Origin of the sequence: Streptomyces botrytidirepellens (assembly GCF_003721215.1) — a bacterium.
GTDB classification, from domain to species: domain Bacteria; phylum Actinomycetota; class Actinomycetes; order Streptomycetales; family Streptomycetaceae; genus Streptomyces; species Streptomyces himastatinicus.
The window spans coordinates 1-25,871 of record NZ_RIBZ01000864.1 but is presented as its reverse complement, the minus strand read 5'-3'; the positions used below and the strand labels follow the sequence as shown (position 1 = coordinate 25,871).

Here is a 25,871-nt window from a genome sequence, read left to right as displayed (position 1 = left end):
GGGGCCCGGGGCGTCCTGCGCGCTCAGCCGCGCAGCAGGCGCCGCCGCACGCCGTACGCCGCCGCGCCCGCCGCGATCACCGCGGCTCCCGCCGCGACGGACGTCAGCGGGAGGGCGAACGCCAGGGCCGCGCAGCCGAGCAGGCCCACGATCGGAACGGCGCGGGCGGGAGGGCCCTCTACGGGGGTGAGGGTCCGGGCGGAGGCGTTGGCGACGGCGTAGTAGACGAGCACGCCGAACGAGGAGAAGCCGATCGCCCCGCGGACGTCCGTGGTCGCGGCGAGGACGGCGACGACCGCGCCGACGGCGAGTTCGGCGCGGTGCGGGACGTGGAAGCGGGGGTGGACGGCGGCGAGGACGGGCGGCAGATGGCGGTCGCGGGCCATCGCGAGGGTGGTGCGCGAGACGCCGAGGATGAGGGCGAGGAGGGAGCCGAGCGCGGCGACCGCCGCGCCGGTACGGACGACGGGCGCGAGCCCGGGAGCGCCCGCGGCGCGGACCGCTTCCGCGAGCGGGGCGGTGGCGTGGGCGAGGCGGTCCGGGCCGAGGACGGCGAGGACCGCGAGGGCGACGGCCGCGTACGTGACCAGCGTGATGCCGAGGGCGAGCGGGATCGCGCGCGGGATGGTGCGCTCCGGGTCGCGCACCTCCTCGCCGAGGGTCGCGATGCGCGCGTACCCGGCGAAGGCGAAGAACAGCAGCCCGGCGGCCTGGAAGGTGCCGCCGAACGTGGCGTCGGCGCCGGGGTCGAGGCGGGCGGGCTCGGCGGTGCCGCCGGACAGGCAGGCGATGACCACGGCGGCGAGCACGGCCAGCACCACGGCGACGATCAGCCGGGTCAGCCAGGCGGCCTTCTGTACGCCCGCGTAGTTCACCGCGGTCAGCGCCACGACGGCCGCGACGGCGATCGCGTGCGCCTGCCCGGGCCATACGTAGGAGCCCACCGTGAGGGCCATCGCCGCGCAGGAGGCGGTCTTGCCGACGACGAAGCCCCACCCGGCCAGATAGCCCCAGAACTCCCCCAGCCGCTCACGGCCGTAGACATAGGTGCCGCCGGACTGCGGATAGCGGGCGGCCAGCCGGGCGGAGGATGTGGCGTTGCAGTACGCGACGACGGCGGCCAGGGCCAGCCCCGGCAGCAGCCCGGACCCGGCAGCGGCGGCGGCCGGGCCGAGCGCGGCGAAGATCCCCGCGCCGATCATCGCCCCGAGCCCGATCACCACCGCGTCGAAGACTCCGAGGTGCCGCTTCAGCTCCCCGGTGGCGGCTCCCGTCGGCGTTCCCATCGCCTCGCTCCTCAGCACGGCCGGACATCGGCCTCCGAACGATAGGGGATCGAGGTGACGACGGCCGTACCGTGGCTCAGCGGCTGATGTCCATGCGCTGGGTGCCGACGACCGACAGCAGCCGCAGCGCCTCCTCGGACGAGGAGCCGGGGGTCGCGGTGTAGAACACCACCCGCTGGTCCCGGTCGGTGATGTCGAGGGCGTCGCAGTTGACGGTGACGGGGCCGACCATCGGGTGCTGGAAGGTCTTGCACAGGGTCGGCGCGGCGCACACGTCGTGGGAGGCCCACAGCCGGGCGAACTCCTCGCTCCCGTCGAGGAGTTCGGCGATCAGTTCGGCCACCTCGGGGTCGTCGGGGTAGCGGGCGGCGGTGGCGCGCAGGGTCCGGGCCGTGGTGCGGGCGAACGCGTCCGCGTCCGACACTCCGTACAGCCGCCGTCCGTTCCGGTGCGGGCCGAGGAAGGCGCGGCGCGCCAGGTTGCGGTCGCGCCGGGGCAGGGCGGAGAAGTCCTCCATGAGGGCGCACGCGAGGTCGTTCCAGGCGATCACCTCGTAGATCGCGGAGGTGACGATCGCGGCGGCCTGCGGGAGCCGGTTCAGCAGGTCGAGGATGCTCTGCCGCACCTCGCGCGAGGGCCCGGGCGGCGGGGCCGGCGGAGCTCCCGCGAGGTGGTGGAGGTGGGCGCGTTCGGCGTCCGACAGGCGCAGGGCCCGGGCCAGCCCGGTCAGCACCTCGCGCGACGGGCGCGGGCCGCGGGCCTGCTCCAGCCGTGTGTAGTACTCGGTCGAGATGAACGCGAGTTGCGCCGCCTCCTCTCGGCGCAGCCCCGGGGTGCGCCGCCGGGGCCCGGCGGGCAGCCCCACGTCGGCGGGGGTGATCCGCTCGCGCCTGCTGCGCAGGAAGTCGGCCAGTTCTCGTTTGTCCACGCCCCCAGTGTGGGCGGGGCCGCGGGGCGTATCCAGGTACCGCCGGTGCCTGGATGGGCGCCGCGGCCGGACGCAGGCTCCCTGCCATGGACAACACACCGACCACCGGGACAACGACAACCACAGCGCCGGGCCTGCTGGCCGACAAGGTCGCCTTCATCACCGGCGCCGGGCGCGGCATCGGCGCGGCCGCGGCGCGGCTCTTCGCCCGGGAGGGCGCCCGGGTGCTGCTCGCGGCCCGGACGGAGGAGCAGCTGAAGGCGGTGGCCGAGGAGATCCGGGCCGCGGGTGGCACCGCCGACCACGTGGTGTGCGATCTGGCCGAAGCGGCGAGCGTACGGGCCGCGGTGGACCGCGCCGTGGCGCTGTACGGCCGCCTCGACATCGCCTTCAACAACGGCGCGACGATCACTCCGCCCGGCCCCGTGGACCAGGTACCGGAGGCCGACTTCGACCACCTCTACGCCGTGAACCTCAAGGGCCCCTGGCTGGCCATGGCCGCCGAGATCGCCGCCATCCGGGCCACCGCCGGGACGGGCGCCATCGTCAACAACTCCAGCATCGGCAGCCTGCGGGGAAACCCCGAACTTCCCGCCTACGGGGCGATGAAGCGGGCGGTCAACAGCCTCACGGAGTCGGCCGCCGTCACGTACGGCCCCGAGGGCATCCGGGTCAACGCCATCGCCCCCGGCGGCACGGTGACCGAGATGATCCGTACGTGGGAGACGCATGCGCCCGACCTGCTGGAGCGGATCACGGCGCACAGCCCGCTGCGCCGCATGGCCGACCCCGAGGAGATCGCCGAGGCCGCCGCCTGGCTCCTCAGCGACCGCGCCTCCTATGTGACGGGCACGGTCCTCAGGGTCGACGGCGGCGCGCTGGCATAGCGCGGCGGGTCAGCCCTGCTGGGCGCGCCGGGCCTCGGTGATCGGGAGGCGGTCGAACACGGTCTGCACGTATGTGATCTTGCCGTTTTCGATCGTCAGGTAGTCCGCGGCCCGCAGGTCCGATACGAACGTGGTGTCGGTGGTGTAGACGATCGCCGCGCTGGTCTCGTCACCGAGGACCTTGGTGATGGTCGCGCCGGTGAGCATCGGCAGGAAGCCCTCCAGGAACTTCCGGTACCCGGGGAGGCCCTCGATCCGGCCGGAGGGCGCGTCGCAGACGACGTCGTCGGCGACGAGCCCCAGTGCCTTCTCGGTGTCCCCGCTCATCCACGCGCGGCCGAAGGTCTCGGCGATCGTGCGGGCGGAAGCGGCGGAAGCGTTGGTCTCAGTCATGGCGGTATCCCTTCGTGATGATCCCCGCACCGGGGATCTGTCACTGGATGATCGGGCCCGTATATGACACGTTGTGTCTTATACCGCAGGGACTTTTGGAGCCATGAGATCCGACCGGTTGCTCTCGATCATGCTGCTGCTCCAGACCCACGGGCAGCTTCCCGCCGCCACGCTGGCCGAGCGCCTGGAGGTGTCGGTCCGCACGGTCATGCGTGACGTGGAGGCGCTGTCCGCGGCGGGTGTGCCCGTCTACACCGTGCGCGGCCCGCACGGCGGCATCGCCCTGCTGCCCGGCTTCCGTACGGATGTGACCGGGCTGACCGCCGACGAGGCCCGCGCCCTGTTCGTGCTGCTCTCCGACCGCGCCTACGCCGATCTGGGTCTGGGGCAGGCGATCGGCTCCGCGCTGCGCAAGGTCATGGCCGCGCTGCCCGCCCCGTACCGGCCGGACGCGGACCTGGCCAGTCGCCGCATCCTGATCGACCCGGTCCGCTGGCGCGGCGGGCCGTCGCGCCCGGCCGCCGACGGCCTCGGAGTGCTCCAGCGCGCCGTCTTCACCGACCGCCGCCTGCGGCTGCGCTACCGGCACGGCGAGGACGGCCGGGTGCGCTCGTACACCGTGGACCCGTACGGGCTGGTCCACAAGGCGGGCGTCTGGTACCTCGTCGCCGATCACCGCGGCGAACCGCGGCTCTTCCGGGCCGACCGCGTGCTGTCCGCCGGTGTCCTCGACCAGCCCGTCCAGCGGCGGGACGGGCTGGAGCTGAGCGACGTATGGGACCTGCTGCGCCGCCGCATCGACGACATCCCCGCCCCGGTGCCGGTCACCGTCGGCGTCCGGCGGGAGATCCTGGGCCGGTTCCTCCGCGTCCACCAGGCAGACCTGGCCGAGCCGCACCTCGCCGCCGATGCGCTCCCCGAAGCCGGTGACCGGGTGACCGTCGAGCTGCGTTTCCGCTCCCTGGGCGCGGCCCAGGCGCTCCTCGCCTTCGGCGCCGACGCCGAAGTCCTCGCACCCGACGAGCTGCGCCGCACCCTGGCCCGCAGGGCGGCCGAGGCGGCCGCCCGCTATGCGGACGAAACCTAGGCCCTCAACTCCCCGTACCGCGCGGCCAGCCGCTTCGCGCCCTCGGGCGTCAGGGAGCCGTGGAGGCGGAGGCGGGCGATGCCGCCGTCCGGGTAGATGTCGATGCGGACGTGGGTCACCGGTGGAGCCTGGTCGAGGAGGAAGCGGTGGACGGTGTCCGGCTGGAGGGCGGTGCGGGGCAGGAGTTCGGTCCAGGGGGCGTCCGCGTCCGCGGTGGTGTCGCGGCCGTACAGGGCCGCCCAGCCGGGTGAGTTGCCCTTGTAGCAGCCGGTGTCGATCTCGACGGCGCGGATCAGGGCCTGTTCGGTGAGCCGGTAGCGGACCCAGTCGTTGCCCCGGTCGCGGCGGCGGCGGGTCTCCCAGCCCTCGTCCATCTTGTGGGAGCGGCCCGGCTGGATGGAGTTGGCGGGCGGGGAGTAGAAGCGGTCGGAGGCGTCCTCGGCCGCGCCGCCGTTCTCCAGGGCGGCCAGGTCGAAGGTGCCCAGCGCCGTGAGCCAGGCCGGGTCGGGGACGACCTCGCCGTGCACACGGAGGCGCGCGATGCCGCCGTCGGGGTGCTGCTTGAGGCGCAGGTGGGTGAAGCGGCGGGGAACGGAGACGGGGAAGCCGTTGGCCGCGTGGCCGCCGACGGGGGTGCGGGGGACGAGGGTCGTCCACTCGGTGTCGTCGGCGAGCAGGTCCGCGGGGGACGGGGTGCCCGGCAGCGAGGTGGCCTCCACGCTCACCGCCTGCGGGTAGTTGCCGCGGAAGTGGGCGGTGTCGACCACGATGCCGTGGATGACGCCCGGTGCGCCCAGCCGGATCAGGGCCCAGTCGTGGTCCTCGTCCGTGGGGTGCGGGGTGTCGGCGGAGGCCCCGCGGCGGCGCCTGGTCTCCCAGCCGTCCATGACCTTGCCCTTGTGGCCGAAGTCCGCGGGGTCGAAGTGCGGCGCCCCGGGCCGCAGCAGGTTCTCGCGCTCGGCGAAGAACTCGTCGTTGGCCGCGGTCACGCTGCCGCCGAGCCGCCGGTCGGCGAGGTCGGGGAGGTGGGTGAAGGCGAAGTCGGCGGTGCGGTAGTCGGCGTACGGGTCGCCGCCGCCGTACGGGTGGGCGTCGCCGGTGAAACGGGGGGTCGGCGCGGTCATACGCGGGGCTGCCTTTCCAGGAGTCGGCCTGTGGGGAGGGGGCCGGTCGGTGCGCCGTGGTCGGCGATCTTGTGGCCGCGCAGCCAGGTGGACCGTACGACGCCGTGCAGCGTCTTCCCGGCGTACGCGGTGACCTGGTTGCGGTGGTGGAGGGCGGCGGGGTCGACGGTGAAGGTCTCCTCCGGCGCCAGGACCGCGAAGTCGGCGTCCCGGCCCGCCTCGATGGCGCCCTTGTGGCGGAGGCCGACCAGGGCGGCGGGGGCCGTGGACATCCACCGCACGACGTCCGCGAGGGTGTGGCCGCGGCGGCGGGCCTCGGTCCAGATGGCGGGCAGGCCGAGCTGGAGGGAGGAGATGCCGCCCCAGGCCTGCCCGAAGTCGTCGGTCTTGAGGTCCGCGGTGCAGGGCGAGTGGTCGGAGACGACGCAGTCGATGGTGCCGTCGGCCATGCCCTGCCACAGCGCGTCCCGGTTGGCGGCCTCGCGTATCGGCGGGCAGCACTTGAACTCGGTGGCGCCGTCGGGGACTTCCTCGGCGGTGAGGGTGAGGAAGTGCGGGCAGGTCTCGACGGTGATCCGGACGCCTTCGCGGCGCGCGGCGGCGATGCGCGGCAGGGATTCCGCGGAAGACAGGTGCAGGACGTGGACCCGGGCGTCCAGCTCGCGGGCGAGGTCGACCAGGCCCTCGATGGCCCGGTTCTCGGCGGCGCGCGGGCGGGAGGCGAGGAAGTCGGCGTAGCGCGGGCCGCTGGGCGGCGGGGCGCTCTCGATCAGCTGCGGGTCCTCGGCATGGACGATGAGCAGCCCGCCGAAGCCCGCGATCTCACCGAGGGCGGCCCCCAGCCCGGCCGGGTCGAGGTGCGGGAACTCGTCCACGCCGGAGTGCAGCAGGAAGCACTTGAAGCCGAGGACCCCGGCGTCGTGCAGCGGCCGCAGGTCGGCCGTGTTGCCGGGGATCGCACCGCCCCAGAAGCCGACGTCGATGTGGGCCGCGCTGCGGGCGACGGCCCGCTTGACCTCCAGCGCGTCGACGTCGGTGGTGGGCGGGATGCTGTTGAGGGGCATGTCGACCAGGGTGGTGACACCACCGGCCGCGGCGGCGCGGGTGGCGGTGGCGAAGCCCTCCCAGTCGGTGCGGCCGGGGTCGTTGACGTGGACGTGGGTGTCGACGAGGCCGGGGAGGAGTACGTCGTCCCCGAGGCTTTCGAGACGCGCCCCCGGCGGGACGACGGTGTCGTACGGCAGGACGGCCAGGATGCGGCCCTCGGCGGCGGACACGGCGACGGACGCGGCGCGCGGGCCGTCGGGGGTGATCACGCGCGTCGAACGCAGTACCAGGTCCGGGTCCGGTCCCGGGTCCAGCTCGGGCACCCCTACTCCCCTCTATATTTCCGCAACACGGAATAAGTTTTCCGCTCGAAGTCTTCCCTTCTCCTCCGATCTGGTCAAGACTTCCCGGGCACCCCCGTTCGATTCCGTAGCATGAAAGTGGATTTTCGATACGTAGAACGTGGCACCGAGAGGGAGCGGTAGGCTTCCGATGGCCGGTCGGCCGCGATATCCGACGCGGGCGCGAGACCGGTGCTGCCCGCTGCGAAAGGAAACGCCGACGTGCCGTCCGCCGAGTCCAAGACCGCCGCCGCCAACGCCGGTGGCGTCCAGTCCCTGGAGCGCGCCTTCGACCTCCTGGAGCGGATGGCCGACGCCGGGGGCGAGGTCGGGCTGAGCGAACTCTCCGGCAGCAGCGGCCTTCCGCTGCCCACCATCCACCGGCTGATGCGCACGCTGGTGGCCTGCGGCTACGTACGCCAGCAGCCCAACCGCCGCTACGCACTCGGCCCCCGGCTGATCCGGCTCGGCGAGAGCTCGGCCCGGCTGCTGGGCACCTGGGCGCGGCCGTATCTGGCGCGCCTGGTGGAGGAGACCGGCGAGACCGCGAACATGGCGCTGCTGGACGGGGACGAGGTGGTGTACGTCGCCCAGGTGCCCTCCCGCCACTCCATGCGCATGTTCACCGAGGTCGGGCGGCGGGTCCTGCCGCACAGCACCGGCGTCGGCAAGGCGCTGCTGGCCACCACGCCCCCGGACGAGGTACGCGCCCTGCTGGCCCGGACCGGCATGCCCGCCGCGACGGCGAAGACGATCACCTCGCCGGACGCGTTCCTGGAGGCGCTGCACCTCGTGCGCGAGACGGGGTACGCCGTGGACGACAACGAGCAGGAGATGGGCGTGCGCTGCCTGGCGGTGCCCGTGCCGGACTCCCCGACGGCGGCCGCCATCTCGATCTCCGGCCCGGCGGGGCGGGTGACGGACGAGGCCACGCAGGAGATCGTGCCGGTCCTGAAGGAGGTCGCCGCCGACCTGTCGGCCGCGCTCGCCAGCACGGACGGGACCTGACGGGACCCGAACAGCGCCCGGGCTAGCGCGCCACCGTACCGAAGAGGTCGATCGCCGAGCGGACCGCCCGCAGCGCCGGGTTCAGGGCACTGACCGAGCCCAGGGCGCCCGCCACCAGGAGCAGGGAGCGGCGGAGGCGGTGCAGTTCGGGGGTGCCGGTGCGGGCCATGGCGTCCAGCGCGGCCAGCTCGTCGTCCGCTATCGCCCGGTCCGGTAATTCCGCCGGATGGGCGGCCAGGTCACGCCTGAGCCGGGCCACGGCAAGGCGCAGCTCCGCCACCCTCGGGTCTTCCTCGGTGCACGCCATTGCGGCGCCCTCCACGTCGGACAACACGGCCCTTCTCCCCCTCGCGCGCGACTGCACGAGCCCGCCCTCCCTCTCCCCTGCCCCTCCGGACGTCGAATCGGACACAAGGGGCTGCGGATCAGTTAACGCCACCGTGTGCGCAGTGCGCCATACGGAGAGCGAAAATCAGACCGGCCGGGATGAACCGTCCACGCGGCGCCCCGGTGCGGTAAGCAGGGGCCATGGATCGCACCACTGATGACAATGCGCAGGTCGCCGGGTTGCTGCTGGCGGCGGGCGGGGGACGGCGGCTGGGCGGGCGGGCCAAGGCGCTGCTGGAGTACCGGGGCAGGCCGCTGGTGGAGCACGCGGCGCGCGCGCTGCTGGAGGGTGGCTGCACACCGGTGCACATCGTGCTGGGCGCCGCCGCCGAGGCGGTGCGGGAGCGGGCCGAGCTGCCGGGGTGTGTCCTGGTCGACAACCCGGACTGGGAGGACGGCATGGGCACCTCGCTCCGGGCGGGGCTGGCCTCGCTGGCGGGTGCGGGGGCGAGCGCGGCGCTGGTCACGCTGGTGGACCAGCCGGGGATCGGGGCACCGGCGGTGGCCCGCGTCCGGGCCGCCTGCCGCGACGCGGGGAGCCCGGCGGGAAGCCTGGTGACGGCTGCGTACGGCGCCGAGCGGGGGCATCCGGTGCTGTTCGGCGCGGACCGGTGGGCGGACGTCGCGGCGAGTGCGCAGGGGGATCGCGGGGCACGCGCGTATCTGAGGGAACATCAGGCCGAGATCATCCGGGTCGACTGCGCGGACATCGCCCGCGTGGACGACATCGACACCCCGGAGGATCTGGCGCTGCTGCGGTGAGCCCCGGACAGTGGACCTCAACCGGTGAGCCCCTGCCAGTGGACCCCAACCGTGGCCCCCAACGTGGACCCGTGCAGCGAGTCTCACATCGACAGCCGATTGAACTTCCACGATGAGGAAATTAATATCCAGAATCGCTATCGACTGAGGAGTGAACGCCCATGTCCGCACCAGCGCCATCCCCGCTGGCCATCGTCGACGCCGAGCCACTGGAGCGTCAGGGAGAGGTGCTGACCGACGCGGCCCTGGCCTTCCTGGCCGAGCTGCATCACCGCTTCACCCCTCGCCGCGACGAGCTGCTCGCGCGCCGCGCCGAGCGACGGGCCGAGATCGCCCGTACGAGCACGCTGGACTTCCTTCCGGAGACCGCGCACATTCGCGAGGACCCGGACTGGCGCGTGGCCGAGGCCCCGCCCGCCCTCCAGGACCGCCGGGTGGAGATCACCGGTCCCACCGACCGCAAGATGACGATCAACGCGCTCAACTCGGGCGCCAAGGTCTGGCTCGCCGACTTCGAGGACGCCTCCGCGCCCACCTGGGCGAATGTGATCGGCGGCCAGCTGAATCTGACCGACGCGTATGAGCGCCGGATCGACTTCGCCACCCCCGAGGGCAAGAGCTACGCCCTGCGCCCCGCCGAGGAGCTGGCCACCGTCGTCGCCCGGCCGCGCGGCTGGCACCTGGACGAGCGCCATCTGCGGGACGCGGAGGGCCGGGCGGTGCCCGGCGGGCTCGTCGACTTCGGCCTGTACTTCTTCCACAACGCGCGCCGCCTGCTCGATCAGGGCAAGGGCCCGTACTTCTACCTGCCGAAGACCGAGTCGCACCTGGAGGCCCGCCTCTGGAACGACGTCTTCGTCTTCGCGCAGGACTACGTGGGCGTTCCGCAAGGGAGCATCCGCGCCACCGTGCTCATCGAGACGATCACGGCCGCGTACGAGATGGACGAGATCCTGTACGAGCTGCGCGACCACGCCTCCGGGCTCAACGCGGGCCGCTGGGACTACCTCTTCTCCATCGTCAAGAACTTCCGTGACGCGGGCCCCGGCTTCGTCCTGCCCGACCGCAACGCGGTGACGATGACCGCGCCCTTCATGCGCGCCTACACCGAGCTGCTGGTCCGCACCTGCCACAAGCGGGGCGCCCACGCGATCGGCGGGATGGCCGCGTTCATCCCCTCGCGCCGGGACGCCGAGGTCAACGCGGTCGCGTTCGACAAGGTGCGGGCCGACAAGGACCGTGAGGCCAACGACGGCTTCGACGGCTCGTGGGTCGCCCACCCCGATCTGGTCCCGGTCGCCCGCGAGTCGTTCGACGCGGTCCTCGGCGACCGTCCGCACCAGAAGGACCGGCTGCGCGAGGACGTCCGGGTCACGGCGGCCGAGCTGATCGACATCGCCTCGCTGGACGCCAAGCCCACCTTCGACGGCCTGCGCAACGCCGTCCAGGTCGGCACCCGCTACATCGAGGCATGGCTGCGCGGACTGGGCGCCGTCGCCATCTTCAACCTGATGGAGGACGCCGCCACCGCGGAGATCTCCCGCTCCCAGATCTGGCAGTGGATCAACGCCGGAGTGGTCTTCGAGAACGGCGAGAAGGCGAGCGCCGACCTGGTGCGCACCGTCGCCGCCGAGGAGCTGGCCGCGATCCGCGAGGAGGTCGGCCCGGAGGCGTTCGCGGCGGGTCGCTGGCAGCAGGCCCACGACCTGCTCCTGAAGGTCGCGCTGGACGAGGACTACGCGGAGTTCCTGACGCTGCCCGCGTACGAGCTGCTGGGCTGAGTAACGAAGGGGCCCCGGGACGGTGTCCCGGGGCCCTTTTCCATGAGCGCGTTACGACGTGTAGAGCTGGGTGCGCGGCACGATCTGCTGCGGCTGGCCGGGGCTGGACCACAGCAGCTTCATATGCGCCTCGCCGGTCTGCTCGGTGTACTCGATCTTGATGGCGTGACGCTGCCCGGCCCGCAGGTCGACGGTCGCCTTGTCGACCTTCGCCGTGTGCGGCGTGGTGTTGTCGATGAGGAGTTTGCCGTCGATCCACACCCGTACCGTGTCGTCGGAGACGGTGGTGAGCGTGTACGTCTGGCTGTGGCGCGGCACCAGGGAGCCGGTCCAGCGGACGCCGAAGCGGTCGGCCGGGACCCGGGCGTCCGGTGAACCGGCGGTCCGCCAGGCGTGGTTGACGGTGCGGTCGGTACGGGTGACGACGGGCGGCCCGGTGAAGGTGTCGTTCGCGAACACCTCCTGCCGCAGCCCCGTGCCCCGGCCCGGGGGCACCGACGCCCCGGACGGCTCGACGGTCAGCTCGATCACCGACGCGATGTCGTCGACCGGTCCGCCGGACGGGGTGAGGTCGAAGCCGTCCCCGGCCGCCGCGACCGCGACCTTCTGATCGCTGCCCAGCACCCGCGCCCGGGTCACCTCGAACGGCGCCCGCGCGGTGAGGTGCAGGGGCTGCCCGGCGGCGGGCCAGGAGGTCACGGACGCGTAGAGCCTGTTGCCGGATCGGCTGACCGCTCCCCATCCGGGCTCGGCCACCAGCCCGGCGCTCCCCGCGCCGTACACGGCCCGGCCCTGCCCGGACGTCCCCAGCCAGGAGCCGATCTCGCGCAGCCGGTCGACGGACGGCTGGGGTATCCGGCCGAGCTTGTCGGGGCCGACGTTGAGCAGGTAGTTGCCGCCGCGGCCGGCGATGTCGAGGAGGTTGCGGGCGAGGGTCCGGGGCGACTTCCAGTTCCCGTCGTACTTCGCGAATCCCCAGTGGCCGTTGAGGGTCATGCAGGACTCCCAGAGCTGGCCGTCGACCTGGGCGTCCGGAATCTCCTGCTCGGGGGTGCCGTAGTCGCCGTCCACGACGCGGCGCTTGCCGACCCGGTTGTTGATGACCAGATCCGGGTCGAGACCGCGCAGATACGCCTCGAGCTGCTCACCGTCCTTCGGGGACCAGGTGTTGGTGGGGTTGTCCGCGTCCCATTCGCCGTCGAACCACAGCAGCGCCGGGTCATAGCCGTCGACCAGCTCCTTGAGCTGCGCGTACATCCGCTCCCGGTACTTCGGGAAGGTGGCCGGGTCCCCGAAGTCGGGATCGTGCCAGTCCCAGATCGAGTAGTAGAAGCCGAGCTTGATGCCGGCCCGGTCGGCGGCGGTCTTCAGCTCGGCGAGGATGTCGCGCTTCTTGTCGAACGAGGAGTGGTCGCGCAGGTTCCAGGTGTTCTGCTTCGTCGGCCACATCGCGTATCCGTCGTGGTGCTTGGACGTGATGACGATGTAGCGCTGACCGGCGTCCTTGGCCGCCTTGACGACGGCTTTCGCGTCGAAGGACGAGGGATTGAAGCCCTGCGCCATGTCCTCGTACTCGCTCGTCGGGATCTGGCAGTTCCGCTTGATCCACTCCGCGTCCCGGCAGACGGTGCCGTCCGCGCGGGTGTACTCGCCTTCCAGTTGGGAGTACGCGCCGAAGTGGATGAACATGCCGAACCGGTCCTGCCGCCACCAGCTGGTGCGGGCGGAGGTGAACGGGTCGTCGGACGCGTAGTCGGTGCCGGGACCGGGTTCGGCCGCACGGTCGGCCTCCGGTGCGGCGACGGACGGCGCGGCGGTGGCGGACGGTCCGGTGAGAGTCAGCGCCAGGAACAGGCCGAGCAGCAGGCTCAGCCCTCGGGACAAGCCGGACAGGGATAACGCCCGTGAGGACACACGCATGGCGGCTCCTGTGCTCATGGGTGGTCGGACAGGAGGGCTGGCCAGCCGCGTACCGGAACCTAGAGCCGCAAAGATGGGATGTCAACGGGCCATAAAGCGCCACGGCCGCCACATGACCATCAGGGAGACCCGACCCCTCCGATGTATCACCCCTCCGCGGCGATACGGGCCAGCCGCCGCGCCTCGTCCCCCGCGTCGCGCGCGATGGCGTCCTCGTCGGCGGTGAGCAGCCGCCCCGCCTCCACCACCGGCTCGCCGTTCACCAGCGACAGGGTCACCGGCGCCGCCGGGCCCAGCACCAGGGCCGCGACCGGGTCGGCGATCGTCGAGTGGCCGATGCCGTCCAGCTTCCACAGCACCAGATCGGCCAGCTTGCCCGGTTCCAGCGACCCGATCTCGCCCTCGCGGCCCAGCACCCTGGCCCCGCCGTGGGTGCCGAGCCGCAGCGCCTGGCGGGCCGTCAGCGCCTTCTCGCGGTGGTCGCCGAGCCGGTTGATCAGCAGGGCGTTGCGCAGCTCGGTGTGCAGCTCACCGGACTCGTTCGAGGCGGTGCCGTCCACCCCGAGCCCCACCGGCACGCCCGCGGCGAGCAGGTCCGGCACCCGGGCGATCCCGGCGGCGAGCCGGGCGTTGGACGACGGGCAGTGGGCGACGCCGGTGCCGGTGCGGGCGAAGGCGGCGATGTCGGCGTCGTTCATGTGGACGCAGTGCGCCATCCACACGTCCTCGCCGAGCCAGCCGGTGTCCGCGAAGTAGTCCGTCGGGCCCATCCCGAAGCGCTCGTGGCAGAACTTCTCCTCCTCGACCGTCTCCGAGCCGTGCGTATGCAGCCGCACGCCCTTGCGGCGGGCCAACTCGGAGCTTTCCCGCATGAGTTCGGTGGTGACGGAGAAGGGCGAGCAGGGCGCGACGACGATCCGCAGCATCGCGTCGAACGAGGCGTCGTGGTGGGTGTCGATGGCCTCCTCGGTGGCGGCCAGCGCGCCCTCGGTGGTCTCGACGGCGAAGTCCGGCGGCAGTCCGCCGTCCGAGCTGCCGAGGTCCATGGAGCCGCGCGCGGCGGTGAACCGCACGCCCAGCTCGCGCGCCGCGCGGATCTCGGCGCCCAGCAGATCGCCCGCGCCGCGCGGGAAGACGTAGTGGTGGTCCATGGCGGTGGTGACGCCGCCGCGCACCATCATCGCGAGCGAACCGCGCGCGGCGGCGTACACCATCGGCTCGTCGATCCGGGCCCAGGTGGGGTAGAGCGCCACCAGCCAGTCGAAGAGGTTGTGGTCCTGGGCGAGGCCGCGGGTGAGCCACTGGTAGAAGTGGTGATGGGTGTTGACCAGGCCCGGGGTGACGAGATGGCCGGTGCCGTCGACCCGGCGCGCCACCCCGTCCAGGCCCCGCGGCGCGGGTCCCGGGCCCACCGACTCGATGCGGTTGCCCGCGACGACGACATGGCCCGAGGCGTGCTCGGTGTCCTGCGCGTCCACGGTCGCGATGGCGCAGTTCTCGATGACGATGCGGTCGATGCGGTTCACGGGGCGGAGCCCTCCATGGTTCAGTCGGTGGGGATCCTGGCCTCGGCGCCGTCCCGCAGGACGGTGGCCTCGATGAGCCCGTACGGCCGGTCGGCGGCGAAGTAGACCTCGTTGTCGTTGGTGAGGCCGAAGGGCGCGAGGTCGACCAGGAAGTGGTGCTTGTTGGGGAGCGAGAGCCGTATCTCGTCTATCCCGGGACGCCGCTCGATAACACGCGCGCCCATCGCGTACAGCGTCTGCTGGAGCGAGAGCGAGTACGTCTCGGCGAACGCGGCCAGCAGGTCGGCGCGCGCCCCCTCGTACGCGGCGTCCCAGTCCGGCTCCGGCCGCGCGGCGTCGCTCCAGCCGTGGCGCCAGCGGGCGTGCACATCGGTGGCGAGGATGCGGTCGCGCGCCTCCGGCAGGGTCGTGTACGGGTCCTTGACGAAGCCGTGGAACTCGGAGTCGGTGGAGTTCATGACCGTGAGGTCGCGCAGGCCGGAGAGCACCTCCCAGTCCCGGCCGTCGTAGCGGACCTGGGCGGTACGGGTCTCCTGCCCGGCGCGGACGAAGGAGTGGCGGGCCTCCCGACCGGTTTCGATCCGCTCCCAGGCGTACTCCTCGATCCGGACGCGGGCGGTACGGATCGTCTCCTGGCTGCCGACGAAGTGGCGGGCCAGCTCGATGCCGAAGTGTTCGGCGGTGGCGATGCCGCGCTCCTTGGCGAAGGCGTACACCGTGTTCTTCATGGTGTCGGTCGGCAGCACGCCGGTGTTGTCGCCGTGGCGGTGGACGTCCGCCATGTCGCCGGAGAGCGCGACGGAGACGTTCAGGTCCTTGATGTGGTGGACGTCGCCGTCGCGCACCATCCGGACCACGCGGGTCTCCGCCTTGCCGTACTGGTTCTGGCCGAGCATGGGCATCGGGCTTTAGCTCCCTCGGTATACGGAGTAGCCGAACGGGGTGAGCAGCAGCGGCACGTGGTAGTGCTCGCCGGGCTCGACGGCGAAGACGACCGTCACCTCCGGGAAGAAGGGCCCGCGCGACTTGGTCTCGAAACGCAGCCGTACGTGGGTGGTGCCCTCGGGCAGGGCGGGCAGATCCTTGCAGCGGCCGTCCGGGTCGGTGCGGGAGGCGGCGTGCGCCACCCAGTCGGCGTCGCCCGCGGGGCGCACCGACAGCTCGACGGGGACGCCGGGGGCCGGGCGGCCCAGGCTGGTGTCCAGGATATGCGTGGACACCGAGGTGGCGGTCGCCATCACCGCTCTCCTTCCGCCGCTTCCGCGGTCACCAGGCGGGTCAGCCGGATGCGGTTGATCTTTCCCAGTTCGGTGCGGACGATCTCGCGTTCGGTGCCGGTGTCGTTGTCGATCCGGCGGCGGAGGGCGGCGAGCATCTCCTCGCCGGTGCGGCCGGTGGCGCAGATCAGGAAGACGTGGCCGTGGCGCTCCTGGTACGCGAGATTCAGCTCCAGCAGCTCCGCGCGCAGCTCGTCGGCGGAACCGCTCACCCCGCTCTGCTCGCGCGCCGAGGTGGCGTCACCCGGCGTCGGCCGACCGATGGGCGGATGCCCGGCCATGGCCTCGTCGAGATCGCCGCCGGTCAGCCCGGCCACGGCCGCGTCGGACGCGTCGAGCAGGGCGTCCACGTGGCGGTACGGCCGCCCGTCGGCCACCGCCGCGCCCCAGGCCCGGCTGGTGCACACCGTGTGCAGCAGCGCGGCCACGTCCGGCCGGTCCGCCGCGTTGAACCGGGCCAGGCCCGGTGGAGCGCTGGTAGTCACACCCGAAAGCTAAGAGCTTCCCCGACGAACGTCAACACTTTGTTGAAGACAGGCCGGAAAGAAGACACGTCGGAAACGCGGGTTCCGGGCACGGCCCGGGCACGCCAGGATGGGCCCATGACCGCTGACCTCGCCGTACGACTGCCGGACCGGTTCTGGTCCGTGCCCTACGTCGGCGCGCGCTTCCCCGGCTCCCCGGCGGTCGCCGAGCGCCCGGACCTCGCCGAGGGCGCCAACTGCCAGCTCTTCGCGTACGCGGTGCTCCACCACCACGGCCTGGAACCGCCCGCCCTGCGCTCCGGCGAGCTGTGGGCCGACAGCGCGACGACGACCCGCGTCACGGCGCCCCGCCCCCTGGACCTGCTGCTCTTCAACGCCACCGACGACGCGTACGGCGCCCACGTGGGCGTCTGGGCCGGGCCGGACCAGGTCCTCCACCTGTGCGCCGAAGCCGGGCGCCCCGCCGTATGGCCCCTGAGCGCCTTCGCCGCCCGGCCCCGCTACCGCACCCTGATCGGCGTCAAACGGGTCACGGCTCGAAGCGCTCGGGCGCCGAGCGCTCGGCGCCCTTCTCCCGGTTGAGGTAGTTGTAGACGGTGAAGCGGCTCACGCCGAGGGCGCTCGCGACCGTTTCGACGCCGTGGCGCACCGTGAAGGCACCGCGCTGTTCCAGGGCGCGGACGATGCCCTGCTTCGTCTTGCGGTCCAGGGCCGACAGCGGGACGCCGTGGCGGCGCTGGAGGTCGGCGAGGATGTGGTCGAGGGACGCCGAGATGTGCGGGAGGCGGACGGCCACGACCGCGCGGCCCTCCCAGGACAGCACCACGTCGTCGTCCCGGGCCCGGTCCGGGGCGATCAGCTCGCCGCCCATCGCGTCGACCAGCGGCCGGACCGCCGAGACGAAGGGGTGGTCCGCGGGGCCGGTCACGCGTCGGGCTCCGCGACGACGTTGACCTGGAGCGAGACCCGGGTGGCGCCCGCCTCCAGGGACTTGCGCAGCAGGTCGTCCACGGCGGCCAGCACGGCGTCCGCGCGGCCCTCCGCGGTGTTGCCGAACGGGCCGACGTCGACGGTGTCCAGCGGTGCGGCCTGAACCGCCTCGCGGGCGACCACGGCATGCGGCGGCACCTCGTCGAGGTCGAACGGCTCGGTGGTGAACTCAACCCTCAATCTCACGCGGCCAACCTACTGCGCCCGGCCGCGCCTCCGGCAGCCTCGCGCGGCGCGTACTCCGGGCGTCATCCGCCAAGCGTCCAGCCCGGCGTCACGCGGCCGTCCCACTGGAGGTGGGCAGAACGCCCAAGTCCCTCCCGTCACTCCCCCGCTTCGTGGAGCATGGCCCAGTTACCGCAGACATCCGCTACGGAGCGTCAGATGCCAGAGAGCGTGCCGGTGCGCTGCCCCGCGTGCCGCCGCGAGCAGTCGTTCACTCCGCCCACCTTCCCGTGCTCGTGCGGCGTGCCGCTCACCCTCCCGGTGCTGCGCGACGGCACGCCGGAGGAGATCGGGCGCCGCACGTGGCAGGACATATGGGTGACGGTGGACTGCCCGTCCTGCGGGCGTCAGGGCCACTGGCCGCAGCCGGAGTTCGGCTGCGGCTGCGGGGCGGTCGTCCGGGTGCCGGTCGTCCCGGTCGCGCCGGGGCCGCAGACCCCGTCCCTGGGCGGTACGCAGGCTCCGGGTGGCACCCAGGGCGGAGAGCCCGGGGCGCGCCCCGCGTTCCGGCCGGTGACGATCCGTACCGCGCGGGACGCGGTCACCGCCGCCGCCCAGTATCTGCGGTGGCTCGGCTTCGGATGTCTGCGGCGGCCGGACGACCCGGAGGCGTCCGGGGTGGACCTGTACGGGAAGGGCGTCGTCGCCCAGGTCGATCCGACCACCCGCCCCACCGGGCTGCGCGAGGTCGAGTGCCTGTGGCTGAACGGGCTCAACGAGTCGGCGGTGAGCGTCTTCTTCTCGCTGGCGGGCTACGCCAGGGAGGCGCGGGCGCGCGCGGACGCGCTGCACATTCCGCTCTTCATCATGGACCTGACCGGCACCCCACAGCCCGTCAACAACCCGGCGGACACGCTGATCCGCTGTGGCCCGCCTCGCGCCTGAGCCTTGCGGATGAGCCTTGCGGATGAGCCTTGCGGATGAGCCTTGCGGATGAGCCTCATTCATTGTCACCCGAACGAGGGCCGTTTCGCCTCCTCTCCGCGGACGATCTTCGCCCTTCTCCGGCGCTCTACCGTGGTACCCGATCCCGTCCACGACCCCTTGGAGCGCTCGACCATGCCCACTGAACTCACCGTCGACCACGCCGACGTCACCCTGGCCGTCCGCGACCACGGCGGCAGCGGCGTCCCGCTGCTGCTGATCCACGGCGCGGGCCGCACCCTCGCCGACTGGTCGGGGATCGCGGAGGAGCTGGTCGCCGATCACCGGGTCCTCTCGATGGACCTGCGCGCACACGGCCGCTCAGGGCGCGGGACGGAGCCCTGGACAACCGCGGCCGTGCTCGGCGACATCGAGGCCGTCCTCGACGCGTGCGGCGTCCCGGAGGCGGTGCTCGTCGGCCACTCGCTCGGCGGCATGCTGGCCGCGCTGTACGCGGACGCCCATCCCCACACCCCCGGCGCGGTCAACCTCGACGGCTTCGGGCTGGGGCGGCCCGAGCACTACGCCGGGCTCGACCCGCGGACCGTGGCCGAGGGCCTGGACCGGGCCCGGCAGTTCGCCCGGGCCGCCTCGGGCCAGGCGTTCCCGCCCGAGGGGCTGGAGACCGTACGCGCCCAGCAGGCCGCCATGGCCGACCAGCTGGGTTTCGCGCCCGAGCTGCTGGAGGAGGGCATACGGCGCTCGCTCGGCGAGACCGGCGACGGCCAGCTGTATCTGCGGCCCGAGCGGGAGCGGGGGGTGGAGATGCTGGACGTGCTGGACGCGCTGGACATGTTCGCCGTCTACCGCCGCCTGACCCGCCCGCTGCTGATCGTCCGCGGCACGCGGCTCGCGGACCAGGGCCCGGAGCTGGCGTGGTTCGGCGAGCTGATGGCCGCGCACCTGAAGGGGCTGGAGGAGCATCTGGCGGCGCTCGCCGCCGACCACCCCCACATCGCGGTGCACACCCTGGACGCGTCGCACGCGATGCTGCTGGAGCGCCCGCGTGCGCTGGCGGAGCTGGTGCGCTCCTTCACCTCCGGCCTGGACTTGCGCTCATGACCGGGGGGCGCTTCGGTTGAGGCACCGCCCCCATCGTTCCGACCGGCCGGAGGCCGCATTCGATGGCTGTTCCCTGGTACCCGAGGATCGCGGCGTGGCTCCTGACCATCGCGACCGTCCTGACCCTGCTGACGGTCGCCGGCTGCGGCGGCGGTGGGCTGCCGCAGCCGTCGGAGACGAGCCGGTCCGCGACCACGCCGAGCGTCCCCGACCCGGGGACGGGGGACAGCGTGGAGGGGGACATCGACGCGGCGGTGTCCATCACCAACACCTACTGGTCCACCCACTGGAACGAGTTCTTCACCGGCACCTATCGCCCGCCGCGGGTCCTGGGCGCATACGACGGCGCCACCGGCACCGCGCCCACCTGCGGCGGCACCGCGCTCCCCGACAACAACGCCGTCTACTGCCCGGGCGGCGACTACGTGGCGTGGGACATGGACCTGATGCGGGCGGGCCACCAGCGCGGCGACGCCTGGGTCTACCTGGTGATCGCCCATGAGTGGGGGCACGCCATCCAGAACCGGCTGGACGCGGGCCTGGTCGACCTGGCCCGCGAACTCCAGGCCGACTGCCTGGCCGGTGCCGTCCTCTTCGGCGCGGCCCGGGACAACACGCTGACCTTCGAGGACGGCGATACGGACGAGCTGGCCGACGCGCTGTCGGCGCTCGCCGACGAGACGCCGTGGACGAACACCTCCGACCACGGCAACGCCTCGCAGCGGGTGTCGGCGTTCAGCCGGGGCGCCGAGTCCGGGGTGAAGGGCTGCCTCCCGAACGCGGTGCGGTAGAACGCGTTATCGCGTGGACTGGGGTCTCCGGTCCGGGTCGGTACGGGACTCCGGGACCCCGGCCGGCTCGCGGGCGCCCGCCTCCCTCAGCTCGACCTTGCGGACCTTGCCGCTGACCGTCATCGGGAAGGCGTCCATGACGCGCAGATGGCGCGGCACCTTGAAGGCGGCCAGCCGCCCGCGGCAGAAGCGGGCCAGTTCGTCGCGGGTGAGCGCGGTGGCGCCCTCGCGCAGGATCACGCAGGCCAGGATCTCCTCGCCGTACTGCTCGTCCGGTACGCCCACCACCTGCACATCGGCGATCTTGGGGTGGGTGTGCAGGAACTCCTCGATCTCCCGCGGGTACACGTTCTCACCGCCCCGGATGATCATGTCCTTGATCCGGCCGACGATCTGGACGTAGCCGTCCTCGTCCATCACCGCCAGGTCCCCGGTGTGCATCCAGCCCGCCGGGTCGATCGCCTCGGCCGTCAGCTCCGGTTCCTCCCAGTAGCCGAGCATCACCGAGTAGCCGCGGGTGCACAGCTCGCCCCGGGTGCCGCGGGGGACGGTCAGACCGGTGGCCGGGTCCATGACCTTGACCTCGACGTACGGCAGCACCCGGCCGACCGTGCCGGTGCGGCGCGCAAGGTCGTCGTCGCGCCGGGTCTGGGTGGAGACCGGGGAGGTCTCGGTCATGCCGTAGCAGATGGACACCTCGGCCATGTGCATCTCGGCGACCACCCGCCGCATCACCTCCACCGGGCAGGGCGATCCGGCCATGATCCCGGTGCGCAGGGAGGAGAGGTCGAAGGTGGCGAAGTCGGGCAGGGCCAGCTCGGCGATGAACATGGTGGGGACGCCGTACAGCGAGGTGCAGCGCTCCCGTTCGACGGCGGAGAGGGTGGCGGCCGGGTCGAAGGTGGGGGCCGGGATGACGACGCAGGCGCCGTGGGTGGTGGCGCCCAGGTTGCCCATCACCATGCCGAAGCAGTGGTAGAAGGGCACCGGCAGACAGATCCGGTCGTGCTCGGTGTAGCCGACCGTCTCCCCCACGAAGTAGCCGTTGTTGAGGATGTTGTGGTGGGAGAGGGTGGCGCCCTTGGGGAAGCCGGTGGTGCCCGAGGTGTACTGGATGTTGACCGGGTCGTCGCAGGACAGCCGGGCCTCGCGCTCGGCCAGCTTCTCCTTCGGCACCCCTTCGCCCGCGCGCACCAGCCCCTCCCAGGTGCGGTCGCCGATGTAGACGACGTCGCGCAGGGCGGGGCATTCGGCGCGCACCTGCTCGACCATGCGGCGGTAGTCGCTGTCCTTGTGCTCGGTGGACGAGACCAGGACCGACACCCCGGCCTGCCGCAGCACGTACCGCAGCTCATGGACGCGGTAGGCGGGGTTGACGTTGACCATGATCGCGCCGATGCGGGCGGTGGCGTACTGCACCAGCACCCATTCGGGGCAGTTGACCGCCCAGATGCCGACCCGGTCGCCCTTGCCGACCCCCTTGGCCATCAGCCCGAGCGCGACCGCCTCGACCGACCGGCCGAACTCGGCGTACGTCCAGCGGCGGCCTGAGGGGACGTCGACCAGCGCCTCGCGGTCGCCGTACCGCTCGATGGCCCGGGCGAGGTTGGCGCCGATGGTGTCGCCGAGCAGCGGCAGGTCCCCGGTGCCGCTCGCGTACGACGGGGCAGCGGGGGCCGGGGTGGGGGCGGTGCGTCGGAGATCGGGTCGGTCATGGTGTCTCCTTGCGGTCACATGCCGTGGTGGTCACATGAAGGGGAGCTGCTGTTCATCAGGTTCCCTCATGAAACTCGACGCCCTCTCCACTCGCCGTGCGTTCCCGCAGTTCGATCCGGCGAATCTTGCCCGACACCGTCTTGGGCAGCTCCGCGAACTCCAGCCGCCGCACCCGCTTGTACGGCGCCAGCACCGCCCTGGAGTGCGCGAACAGCACCTTCGCCGTCTCGGGCCCCGGCTCCCAGCCCTCGGCCAGCACGATGTACGCCTTCGGCACGGCCAGCCGCAGCGGATCGGGCGCGGGTACGACGGCGGCCTCGGCGACCGCCTCGTGCTCCAGCAGGGCGCTTTCCAGCTCGAACGGCGAAATCTTGTAGTCGGATGCCTTGAACACGTCGTCGGCGCGCCCGATGTAGGTGATGTAGCCGTCCGCGTCGCGCGATCCGATGTCGCCGGTGCGGTAGTAACCGCCCGCGGTGGCCTCGGCGGTGCGCTCCTCGTCGCCCTCGTACCCCGTCATCAGGCCGACCGGGCGGCCGTGCCGTCCGGTCAGGTCGAGGGAGATCTCGCCCTCGTCGCCGGGCTCGCCGGTGACCGGGTCCAGGAGGACGACGCTGAAGCCGGGCGTCGGGCGGCCCATCGAGCCGGTCTTGAGCGGCTGACCGGGGGTGTTGGCGACCTGGACGGCGGTCTCGGTCTGGCCGAAGCCGTCCCGGATCGTCACGCCCCAGTCGCGCCGGACGTGCTCGATGACCTCCGGGTTCAGCGGCTCACCGGCGGCGACGGCCTCCCGCGGGGGGTGCCGCAGCTGCGTCAGATCGGCCTGGATGAGCATGCGCCAGACGGTGGGCGGGGCGCAGAAGGTGGTGACGCCGCAGCGGTCCATCTCGGCCATGAGGCGGGTGGCGTCGAAGCGGGTGTAGTTGTGGATGAAGACGGTCGCCTCGGCGTTCCAGGGGGCGAAGAGGTTGGACCAGGCGTGCTTGGCCCAGCCCGGGGAGGAGATGTTGAGGTGGACGTCTCCGGGCCTGACCCCGACCCAGTACATCGTCGACAGATGGCCGATGGGGTACGAGATGTGGGTGTGCTGGACGAGCTTGGGCTGAGCGGTGGTGCCGGAGGTGAAGTAGAGCATGAGGGGGTCGGTCGCGAGGGTCGGCCCGTCCGGTACGAAGCGGTCCGCCGCGGCCGTCGCCTCGTCCGGGGCCTCGTCCGGCACGGCGTCCGTCTTGGCGTCCTCGTACGCCAGCCAGCCGTCCGGAGCGCTGTGGTCCGTGCCGACCGCGATCCGGGTGTAGTCGCCCGCCACCTCCGCGAACTTGCCGGTGTCCTCCGCCCGCACGATGACGTGCTTCGCCCGGCCGCGGCCGATGCGGTCCGCCAGGTCCAGCGGGCCGAGCAGCGGGGTGGCGGGGATGACGACGGCGCGCAGCTTCATCGCCGCCAGCGCCGTCTCCCACAGCTCCTTCTGGTTGCCGAGCATGACCACGATCCGGTCCCCGGCCCGCACGCCCCGCGCGCGCAGCCAGTTCGCGGCCCGGTCGGAGCGGCGGCGCATCGCGTCGAAGCTCAGCCGGGTCTCGCGGCCGTCCTCCTCCACGATGTGCAGAGCGGTGCGTCCGTTCCCCTCCGCGATCCGGTCGAACCAGTCCAGGGCCCAGTTGAAGCGCTCCGGGCGGGGCCAGCTGAACCCTTCGTACGCCGCCGCGTAATCCTCGCGGCGGTCGAGAAGGAAGTCCCGTGCCACGCGGAATTCGTGAGACGGACTCATTGCTGTCACTTCGTCCTCCTGATTTGACGTGCCGCTCGTTAGCATCGTGCGACGGGTGATCTGTGTCTCACCACCCCCGGGCGGGGGTGACGGCGTTTCGGGGAGGCGACCGTGGCGGAATCGGAGCGTGCCGTCGACGTACGGACAGCACTGCTGCGGATGCGCCGACGCGGCGGGCTGCCCGTCGCCTTCGGCGGACTGTTCTCCGGCGCACAGCAGTTCCGCATCTCGGAACTCACCGGAACCACCACGAACTCCTTGCGCGGGCTCGCCATCGCGGCGGGCAACGGGCTCGGCGGCAAGGTCCTGACCCTGTCCCGGCCGATATCCGTGATCGACTACCCCGTCTCGCGCGCGATCAGCCATGAATACGACGGCGCGGTCGGCGCCGAGGGGCTGCGCTCGATGATGGCCGTCCCGGTGGTGGTCCGGGGCCGGGTGCGCGGCGTCCTGTACGGCGCGCTGCGGCAGCCGCTGATCCTCGGCGACCGCGCGCTGAGCACGGCGGTGGAGGCCGCCCGCGAGCTGGAACGGGCCCTCGCCGCGCAGGACGAGGCGCAGCGGCTGATGACGGTCGCGGAGCAGGCGGCGCCGGGGCCCGAGCCCGACCCGGCGGTCTGGGAAGAGGTCCGCGCGGCCCACGTCGACCTCCGGGCCCTGGCCCACCGGGTGGCCGACCCGCAGCTGCGGGAGGAGATCCTGAGCGCCTGCGACCGCCTGGCCCGCGCCTCGTCGGGCGACGACTCCGCGTCCCGCGTACGCGTACGACTGTCCCCGCGCGAGGTGGACGTCCTGGCCTGTGTCGCCTCGGGCGCGACGAACTCGGCGGCGGCCGACCGGCTGGGGTTGCGGCCGGAGACGGTGAAGAGCTACCTGCGGTCGTGCATGCGCAAGTTGGGGGCGCGCACCCGTCTGCACGCGGTGGTCGAGGCCCGCCGCGCGGGCCTGCTGCCGTAGGGCGTGCCCGCCACGTCCCACCGGCCCTGCGACCCCTGGCCCGCTGCCCCGGCCGTCGCCGGGAGGCGCCCCCTCTGACACCGCGGGCTGCTCCGGCGCGACTGTGCGGACACGATTCATGGTGCGGTGGTGGTGTCGGCTGCGGCTAGGACAGGACCGCGGCGAGGGCCGGGGCGTACAGCTCGGTGACTTCGTCCGGCGTCAGGGCGGTCACGCCCGGGGCGCGCAGCAGATAGCGGGTGAGGGCGAGGCCGAGCAGCTGGGCGGAGAGCAGCCCGGCGCGGCGCGGGTCGACGGCCTCGCCGAGGGCGGGCGCGACCTGCTCGGCGAAGATCTCGCGCAGCCGCTCGGCGGCCTGCTCATGGGTGACGGCGCAGCGCAGCAGGAGGAGCAGGGCGTCGTCGGCGGGGTCGCCCTCCCAGCGGTCGAGGAAGTGACGTACGAGGACCTGCGGGAGGTCGTCGCGGGCCACGGCGGTGAGGTCGGGCAGCCGCAGGTCGATGGTGAGGGCCGCGTCGAGGAGGTTTTCCTTGCTGCCGAAGTAGCGCATGACCATCGAGGCGTCGATGGCCGCGTCGGCGGCGACGGCGCGGATGGTGGTGCGCTCGTAGCCGTGCCGGGCGAAGTGCGCGCGGGCGGCGCGGAGGATGGCGGCGCGGGTGCGGTCGGAGCTGCGGGCGCCCGTGAGGCCGCCCGCCGGGGCGTCTGTCGGGCCGTCCGCCGGGCGTGCCGCCGGGTCCGGGCCGGGTTCGCTTCCGGAGGGGAGGCGTCGCCCGGGATCGTTCATGCCAACAATCGTAGGCAAACAGTCGTTGGCGCGCCAGGCGCGGGTACCCGCGGTCATCGACGGCACGGCGACAGCGCGGGCGGGCCGCCGCCCCGGCCGCGGCCTGGGCATATCGGGGGATATCCTGCACTGAGGCCAGTGGTCCACGCGCCCGCACCGAGGGGACCGCGACGAAGGAGGTGGTCGGTCCACGTGATGACCAGCGAACCTCCCAGTCGTATGCCGCGAGCCGCCACCCCGGCCCGGCCACGCTGAGCGCAGCGCGCCCGGCGCCTCGGGGGCGGTGTCCGGATGCCCCGCCCGGCGCCGGCTACCCGGCGCCAGCTACCCGTAAAGGACCTCTCATGTCCGAGCGCCGTTCCCACCACCCGCGCCCGCTGAAGAAGTACCCCTGGCTGCGGCCCGCGGT

General features: G+C 72.7%; 26 protein-coding genes. 10 read left to right on the top strand and 16 right to left on the bottom strand.

Translation table 11 applies throughout. The features are described from left to right. Nucleotides 1-23: 23 nt before the first annotated feature. Together EEJ42_RS46460 and EEJ42_RS46455 are read right to left on the bottom strand one after the other, a co-directional pair. On the bottom strand, nt 24-1,286 hold the full coding sequence (locus EEJ42_RS46460; protein ID WP_123108174.1) for an APC family permease: 1,263 nt from the start codon (nt 1,284-1,286) through the stop codon (nt 24-26). Between the two features lie 76 nt (nt 1,287-1,362). Further along, entirely contained in the window at nt 1,363-2,214 is an 852-nt protein-coding gene (locus EEJ42_RS46455; protein WP_123108173.1) for a helix-turn-helix transcriptional regulator, read from the bottom strand. Nucleotides 2,215-2,300: 86 nt separating this feature from the next. Here EEJ42_RS46455 and EEJ42_RS46450 point away from each other — a divergent pair, with 86 nt between their 5' ends. Next, complete coding sequence (locus EEJ42_RS46450) at nt 2,301-3,101, top strand: SDR family NAD(P)-dependent oxidoreductase (protein WP_123108172.1); 801 nt, start codon at nt 2,301-2,303, stop codon at nt 3,099-3,101. Nucleotides 3,102-3,110: 9 nt separating this feature from the next. Here the strand turns inward: EEJ42_RS46450 and EEJ42_RS46445 are convergent, their stop codons facing one another. Beyond that, the gene (locus EEJ42_RS46445; protein ID WP_123108171.1) at nt 3,111-3,494 is read right to left on the bottom strand and encodes a nuclear transport factor 2 family protein; all 384 of its coding nucleotides are present in this window, start codon (nt 3,492-3,494) and stop codon (nt 3,111-3,113) included. Between the two features lie 103 nt (nt 3,495-3,597). Between EEJ42_RS46445 and EEJ42_RS46440 the strand changes: the two genes are divergently transcribed. Beyond that, entirely contained in the window at nt 3,598-4,581 is a 984-nt protein-coding gene (locus EEJ42_RS46440; RefSeq protein ID WP_123108170.1) for a helix-turn-helix transcriptional regulator, read from the top strand. Here the strand turns inward: EEJ42_RS46440 and alc are convergent. Together alc and allB are read right to left on the bottom strand one after the other, a co-directional pair. After that, on the bottom strand, nt 4,578-5,705 hold the full coding sequence (gene alc / locus EEJ42_RS46435; protein WP_123108169.1) for an allantoicase: 1,128 nt from the start codon (nt 5,703-5,705) through the stop codon (nt 4,578-4,580). The genes EEJ42_RS46440 and alc overlap by 4 nt on opposite strands. Next, nucleotides 5,702-7,075, bottom strand: a complete 1,374-nt coding sequence (gene allB, locus EEJ42_RS46430; RefSeq protein ID WP_246097881.1) for an allantoinase AllB — start codon at nt 7,073-7,075, stop codon at nt 5,702-5,704. Before allB ends, alc begins: the two co-directional genes overlap by 4 nt. Nucleotides 7,076-7,288: 213 nt before the next feature. On the opposite strand from allB, the gene EEJ42_RS46425 reads away from it, so the two are divergent. After that, entirely contained in the window at nt 7,289-8,101 is an 813-nt protein-coding gene (locus EEJ42_RS46425; RefSeq protein WP_425473085.1) for an IclR family transcriptional regulator, read from the top strand. Nucleotides 8,102-8,123: 22 nt separating this feature from the next. Here the strand turns inward: EEJ42_RS46425 and EEJ42_RS46420 are convergent, their stop codons facing one another. Continuing rightward, nucleotides 8,124-8,408 carry a DUF5955 family protein gene (locus EEJ42_RS46420; RefSeq protein ID WP_123108167.1) on the bottom strand — a complete coding sequence of 95 codons (285 nt, stop codon included), beginning with the start codon at nt 8,406-8,408 and terminating at the stop codon, nt 8,124-8,126. 221 nt (nt 8,409-8,629) lie between these two features. Between EEJ42_RS46420 and EEJ42_RS46415 the strand changes: the two genes are divergently transcribed. Both EEJ42_RS46415 and aceB read left to right on the top strand, forming a co-directional pair. After that, a complete protein-coding gene (locus tag EEJ42_RS46415; protein WP_123108166.1) occupies nt 8,630-9,250 on the top strand; it encodes a nucleotidyltransferase family protein in 621 nt (206 codons plus the stop codon). A gap of 161 nt (nt 9,251-9,411) precedes the next feature. Beyond that, nucleotides 9,412-11,031 carry a malate synthase A gene (gene aceB / locus EEJ42_RS46410; protein WP_123108165.1) on the top strand — a complete coding sequence of 540 codons (1,620 nt, stop codon included), beginning with the start codon at nt 9,412-9,414 and terminating at the stop codon, nt 11,029-11,031. A 51-nt stretch (nt 11,032-11,082) separates the two neighbouring features. Here the strand turns inward: aceB and EEJ42_RS46405 are convergent, their stop codons facing one another. The 5 genes from EEJ42_RS46405 to uraD all read right to left on the bottom strand — a co-directional run bounded on the left by EEJ42_RS46405 (nt 11,083) and on the right by uraD (nt 16,239). Continuing rightward, on the bottom strand, nt 11,083-12,951 hold the full coding sequence (locus tag EEJ42_RS46405; protein WP_184503597.1) for an alpha-L-fucosidase: 1,869 nt from the start codon (nt 12,949-12,951) through the stop codon (nt 11,083-11,085). 146 nt (nt 12,952-13,097) lie between these two features. After that, nucleotides 13,098-14,468 carry an 8-oxoguanine deaminase gene (locus tag EEJ42_RS46400; protein WP_123108175.1) on the bottom strand — a complete coding sequence of 457 codons (1,371 nt, stop codon included), beginning with the start codon at nt 14,466-14,468 and terminating at the stop codon, nt 13,098-13,100. 29 nt (nt 14,469-14,497) lie between these two features. Then, nucleotides 14,498-15,379, bottom strand: a complete 882-nt coding sequence (gene pucL, locus EEJ42_RS46395; RefSeq protein WP_123108164.1) for a factor-independent urate hydroxylase — start codon at nt 15,377-15,379, stop codon at nt 14,498-14,500. Between the two features lie 6 nt (nt 15,380-15,385). Continuing rightward, nucleotides 15,386-15,715, bottom strand: coding sequence for a hydroxyisourate hydrolase (gene uraH, locus EEJ42_RS46390; RefSeq protein WP_123108163.1), 330 nt, complete (start codon nt 15,713-15,715; stop codon nt 15,386-15,388). Further along, complete coding sequence (gene uraD / locus EEJ42_RS46385; protein WP_123108162.1) at nt 15,715-16,239, bottom strand: 2-oxo-4-hydroxy-4-carboxy-5-ureidoimidazoline decarboxylase; 525 nt, start codon at nt 16,237-16,239, stop codon at nt 15,715-15,717. Before uraD ends, uraH begins: the two co-directional genes overlap by 1 nt. A 117-nt stretch (nt 16,240-16,356) precedes the next feature. Between uraD and EEJ42_RS46380 the strand changes: the two genes are divergently transcribed. After that, nucleotides 16,357-16,821: a hydrolase gene (locus tag EEJ42_RS46380; RefSeq protein ID WP_123108161.1), complete on the top strand. Its 465-nt coding sequence runs from the start codon at nt 16,357-16,359 to the stop codon at nt 16,819-16,821. Here EEJ42_RS46380 and EEJ42_RS46375 read toward each other — a convergent pair. Together EEJ42_RS46375 and EEJ42_RS46370 are read right to left on the bottom strand one after the other, a co-directional pair. Continuing rightward, complete coding sequence (locus EEJ42_RS46375) at nt 16,769-17,167, bottom strand: helix-turn-helix domain-containing protein (protein ID WP_123108160.1); 399 nt, start codon at nt 17,165-17,167, stop codon at nt 16,769-16,771. The genes EEJ42_RS46380 and EEJ42_RS46375 overlap by 53 nt on opposite strands. Then, a complete protein-coding gene (locus EEJ42_RS46370) occupies nt 17,164-17,415 on the bottom strand; it encodes a YkoF family thiamine-binding protein (RefSeq protein ID WP_009714285.1) in 252 nt (83 codons plus the stop codon). Before EEJ42_RS46370 ends, EEJ42_RS46375 begins: the two co-directional genes overlap by 4 nt. 198 nt (nt 17,416-17,613) lie before the next feature. Here EEJ42_RS46370 and EEJ42_RS46365 point away from each other — a divergent pair, with 198 nt between their 5' ends. From EEJ42_RS46365 to EEJ42_RS46355, 3 genes are all read left to right on the top strand, one after another. After that, nucleotides 17,614-18,339, top strand: coding sequence for a hypothetical protein (locus EEJ42_RS46365; RefSeq protein ID WP_123108159.1), 726 nt, complete (start codon nt 17,614-17,616; stop codon nt 18,337-18,339). Nucleotides 18,340-18,513: 174 nt separating this feature from the next. Next, nucleotides 18,514-19,440 (top strand): alpha/beta fold hydrolase, encoded by a 927-nt coding sequence (locus tag EEJ42_RS46360; RefSeq protein WP_123108158.1) that lies wholly within the window; start codon nt 18,514-18,516, stop codon nt 19,438-19,440. A gap of 62 nt (nt 19,441-19,502) precedes the next feature. Then, nucleotides 19,503-20,231, top strand: coding sequence for a neutral zinc metallopeptidase (locus tag EEJ42_RS46355; protein WP_123108157.1), 729 nt, complete (start codon nt 19,503-19,505; stop codon nt 20,229-20,231). Between the two features lie 6 nt (nt 20,232-20,237). Here the strand turns inward: EEJ42_RS46355 and EEJ42_RS46350 are convergent, their stop codons facing one another. Together EEJ42_RS46350 and EEJ42_RS46345 are read right to left on the bottom strand one after the other, a co-directional pair. Next, nucleotides 20,238-21,869 (bottom strand): AMP-binding protein, encoded by a 1,632-nt coding sequence (locus EEJ42_RS46350; RefSeq protein ID WP_246097885.1) that lies wholly within the window; start codon nt 21,867-21,869, stop codon nt 20,238-20,240. 133 nt (nt 21,870-22,002) lie between these two features. Next, complete coding sequence (locus EEJ42_RS46345; protein ID WP_123108155.1) at nt 22,003-23,718, bottom strand: AMP-binding protein; 1,716 nt, start codon at nt 23,716-23,718, stop codon at nt 22,003-22,005. Nucleotides 23,719-23,829: 111 nt separating this feature from the next. Here EEJ42_RS46345 and EEJ42_RS46340 point away from each other — a divergent pair, with 111 nt between their 5' ends. Next, a complete protein-coding gene (locus tag EEJ42_RS46340) occupies nt 23,830-24,675 on the top strand; it encodes a helix-turn-helix transcriptional regulator (RefSeq protein WP_123108154.1) in 846 nt (281 codons plus the stop codon). Between the two features lie 145 nt (nt 24,676-24,820). On the opposite strand, the gene EEJ42_RS46335 is transcribed toward EEJ42_RS46340, so the two are convergent. After that, nucleotides 24,821-25,462: a TetR/AcrR family transcriptional regulator gene (locus EEJ42_RS46335; protein WP_123108153.1), complete on the bottom strand. Its 642-nt coding sequence runs from the start codon at nt 25,460-25,462 to the stop codon at nt 24,821-24,823. Between the last annotated feature and the right edge of the window lie 409 nt (nt 25,463-25,871).

Excerpts from the sequence above, each read along its gene's own strand:
- EEJ42_RS46460 (WP_123108174.1), bottom strand. The coding sequence starts at position 1,286 with ATGGGAACGCCGACGGGAGCCGCCACCGGGGAGCTGAAGCGGCACCTC.
- EEJ42_RS46450 (WP_123108172.1), top strand. The coding sequence starts at position 2,301 with ATGGACAACACACCGACCACCGGGACAACGACAACCACAGCGCCGGGC.
- EEJ42_RS46445 (WP_123108171.1), bottom strand. The coding sequence starts at position 3,494 with ATGACTGAGACCAACGCTTCCGCCGCTTCCGCCCGCACGATCGCCGAG.
- EEJ42_RS46440 (WP_123108170.1), top strand. The coding sequence starts at position 3,598 with ATGAGATCCGACCGGTTGCTCTCGATCATGCTGCTGCTCCAGACCCAC.
- alc (WP_123108169.1), bottom strand. The coding sequence starts at position 5,705 with ATGACCGCGCCGACCCCCCGTTTCACCGGCGACGCCCACCCGTACGGC.
- EEJ42_RS46420 (WP_123108167.1), bottom strand. The coding sequence starts at position 8,408 with ATGGCGTGCACCGAGGAAGACCCGAGGGTGGCGGAGCTGCGCCTTGCC.
- EEJ42_RS46415 (WP_123108166.1), top strand. The coding sequence starts at position 8,630 with ATGGATCGCACCACTGATGACAATGCGCAGGTCGCCGGGTTGCTGCTG.
- aceB (WP_123108165.1), top strand. The coding sequence starts at position 9,412 with ATGTCCGCACCAGCGCCATCCCCGCTGGCCATCGTCGACGCCGAGCCA.
- EEJ42_RS46405 (WP_184503597.1), bottom strand. The coding sequence starts at position 12,951 with ATGCGTGTGTCCTCACGGGCGTTATCCCTGTCCGGCTTGTCCCGAGGG.
- pucL (WP_123108164.1), bottom strand. The coding sequence starts at position 15,379 with ATGCCCATGCTCGGCCAGAACCAGTACGGCAAGGCGGAGACCCGCGTG.
- uraH (WP_123108163.1), bottom strand. The coding sequence starts at position 15,715 with ATGGCGACCGCCACCTCGGTGTCCACGCATATCCTGGACACCAGCCTG.
- EEJ42_RS46380 (WP_123108161.1), top strand. The coding sequence starts at position 16,357 with ATGACCGCTGACCTCGCCGTACGACTGCCGGACCGGTTCTGGTCCGTG.
- EEJ42_RS46365 (WP_123108159.1), top strand. The coding sequence starts at position 17,614 with ATGCCAGAGAGCGTGCCGGTGCGCTGCCCCGCGTGCCGCCGCGAGCAG.
- EEJ42_RS46360 (WP_123108158.1), top strand. The coding sequence starts at position 18,514 with ATGCCCACTGAACTCACCGTCGACCACGCCGACGTCACCCTGGCCGTC.
- EEJ42_RS46355 (WP_123108157.1), top strand. The coding sequence starts at position 19,503 with ATGGCTGTTCCCTGGTACCCGAGGATCGCGGCGTGGCTCCTGACCATC.
- EEJ42_RS46345 (WP_123108155.1), bottom strand. The coding sequence starts at position 23,718 with ATGAGTCCGTCTCACGAATTCCGCGTGGCACGGGACTTCCTTCTCGAC.
- EEJ42_RS46335 (WP_123108153.1), bottom strand. The coding sequence starts at position 25,462 with ATGAACGATCCCGGGCGACGCCTCCCCTCCGGAAGCGAACCCGGCCCG.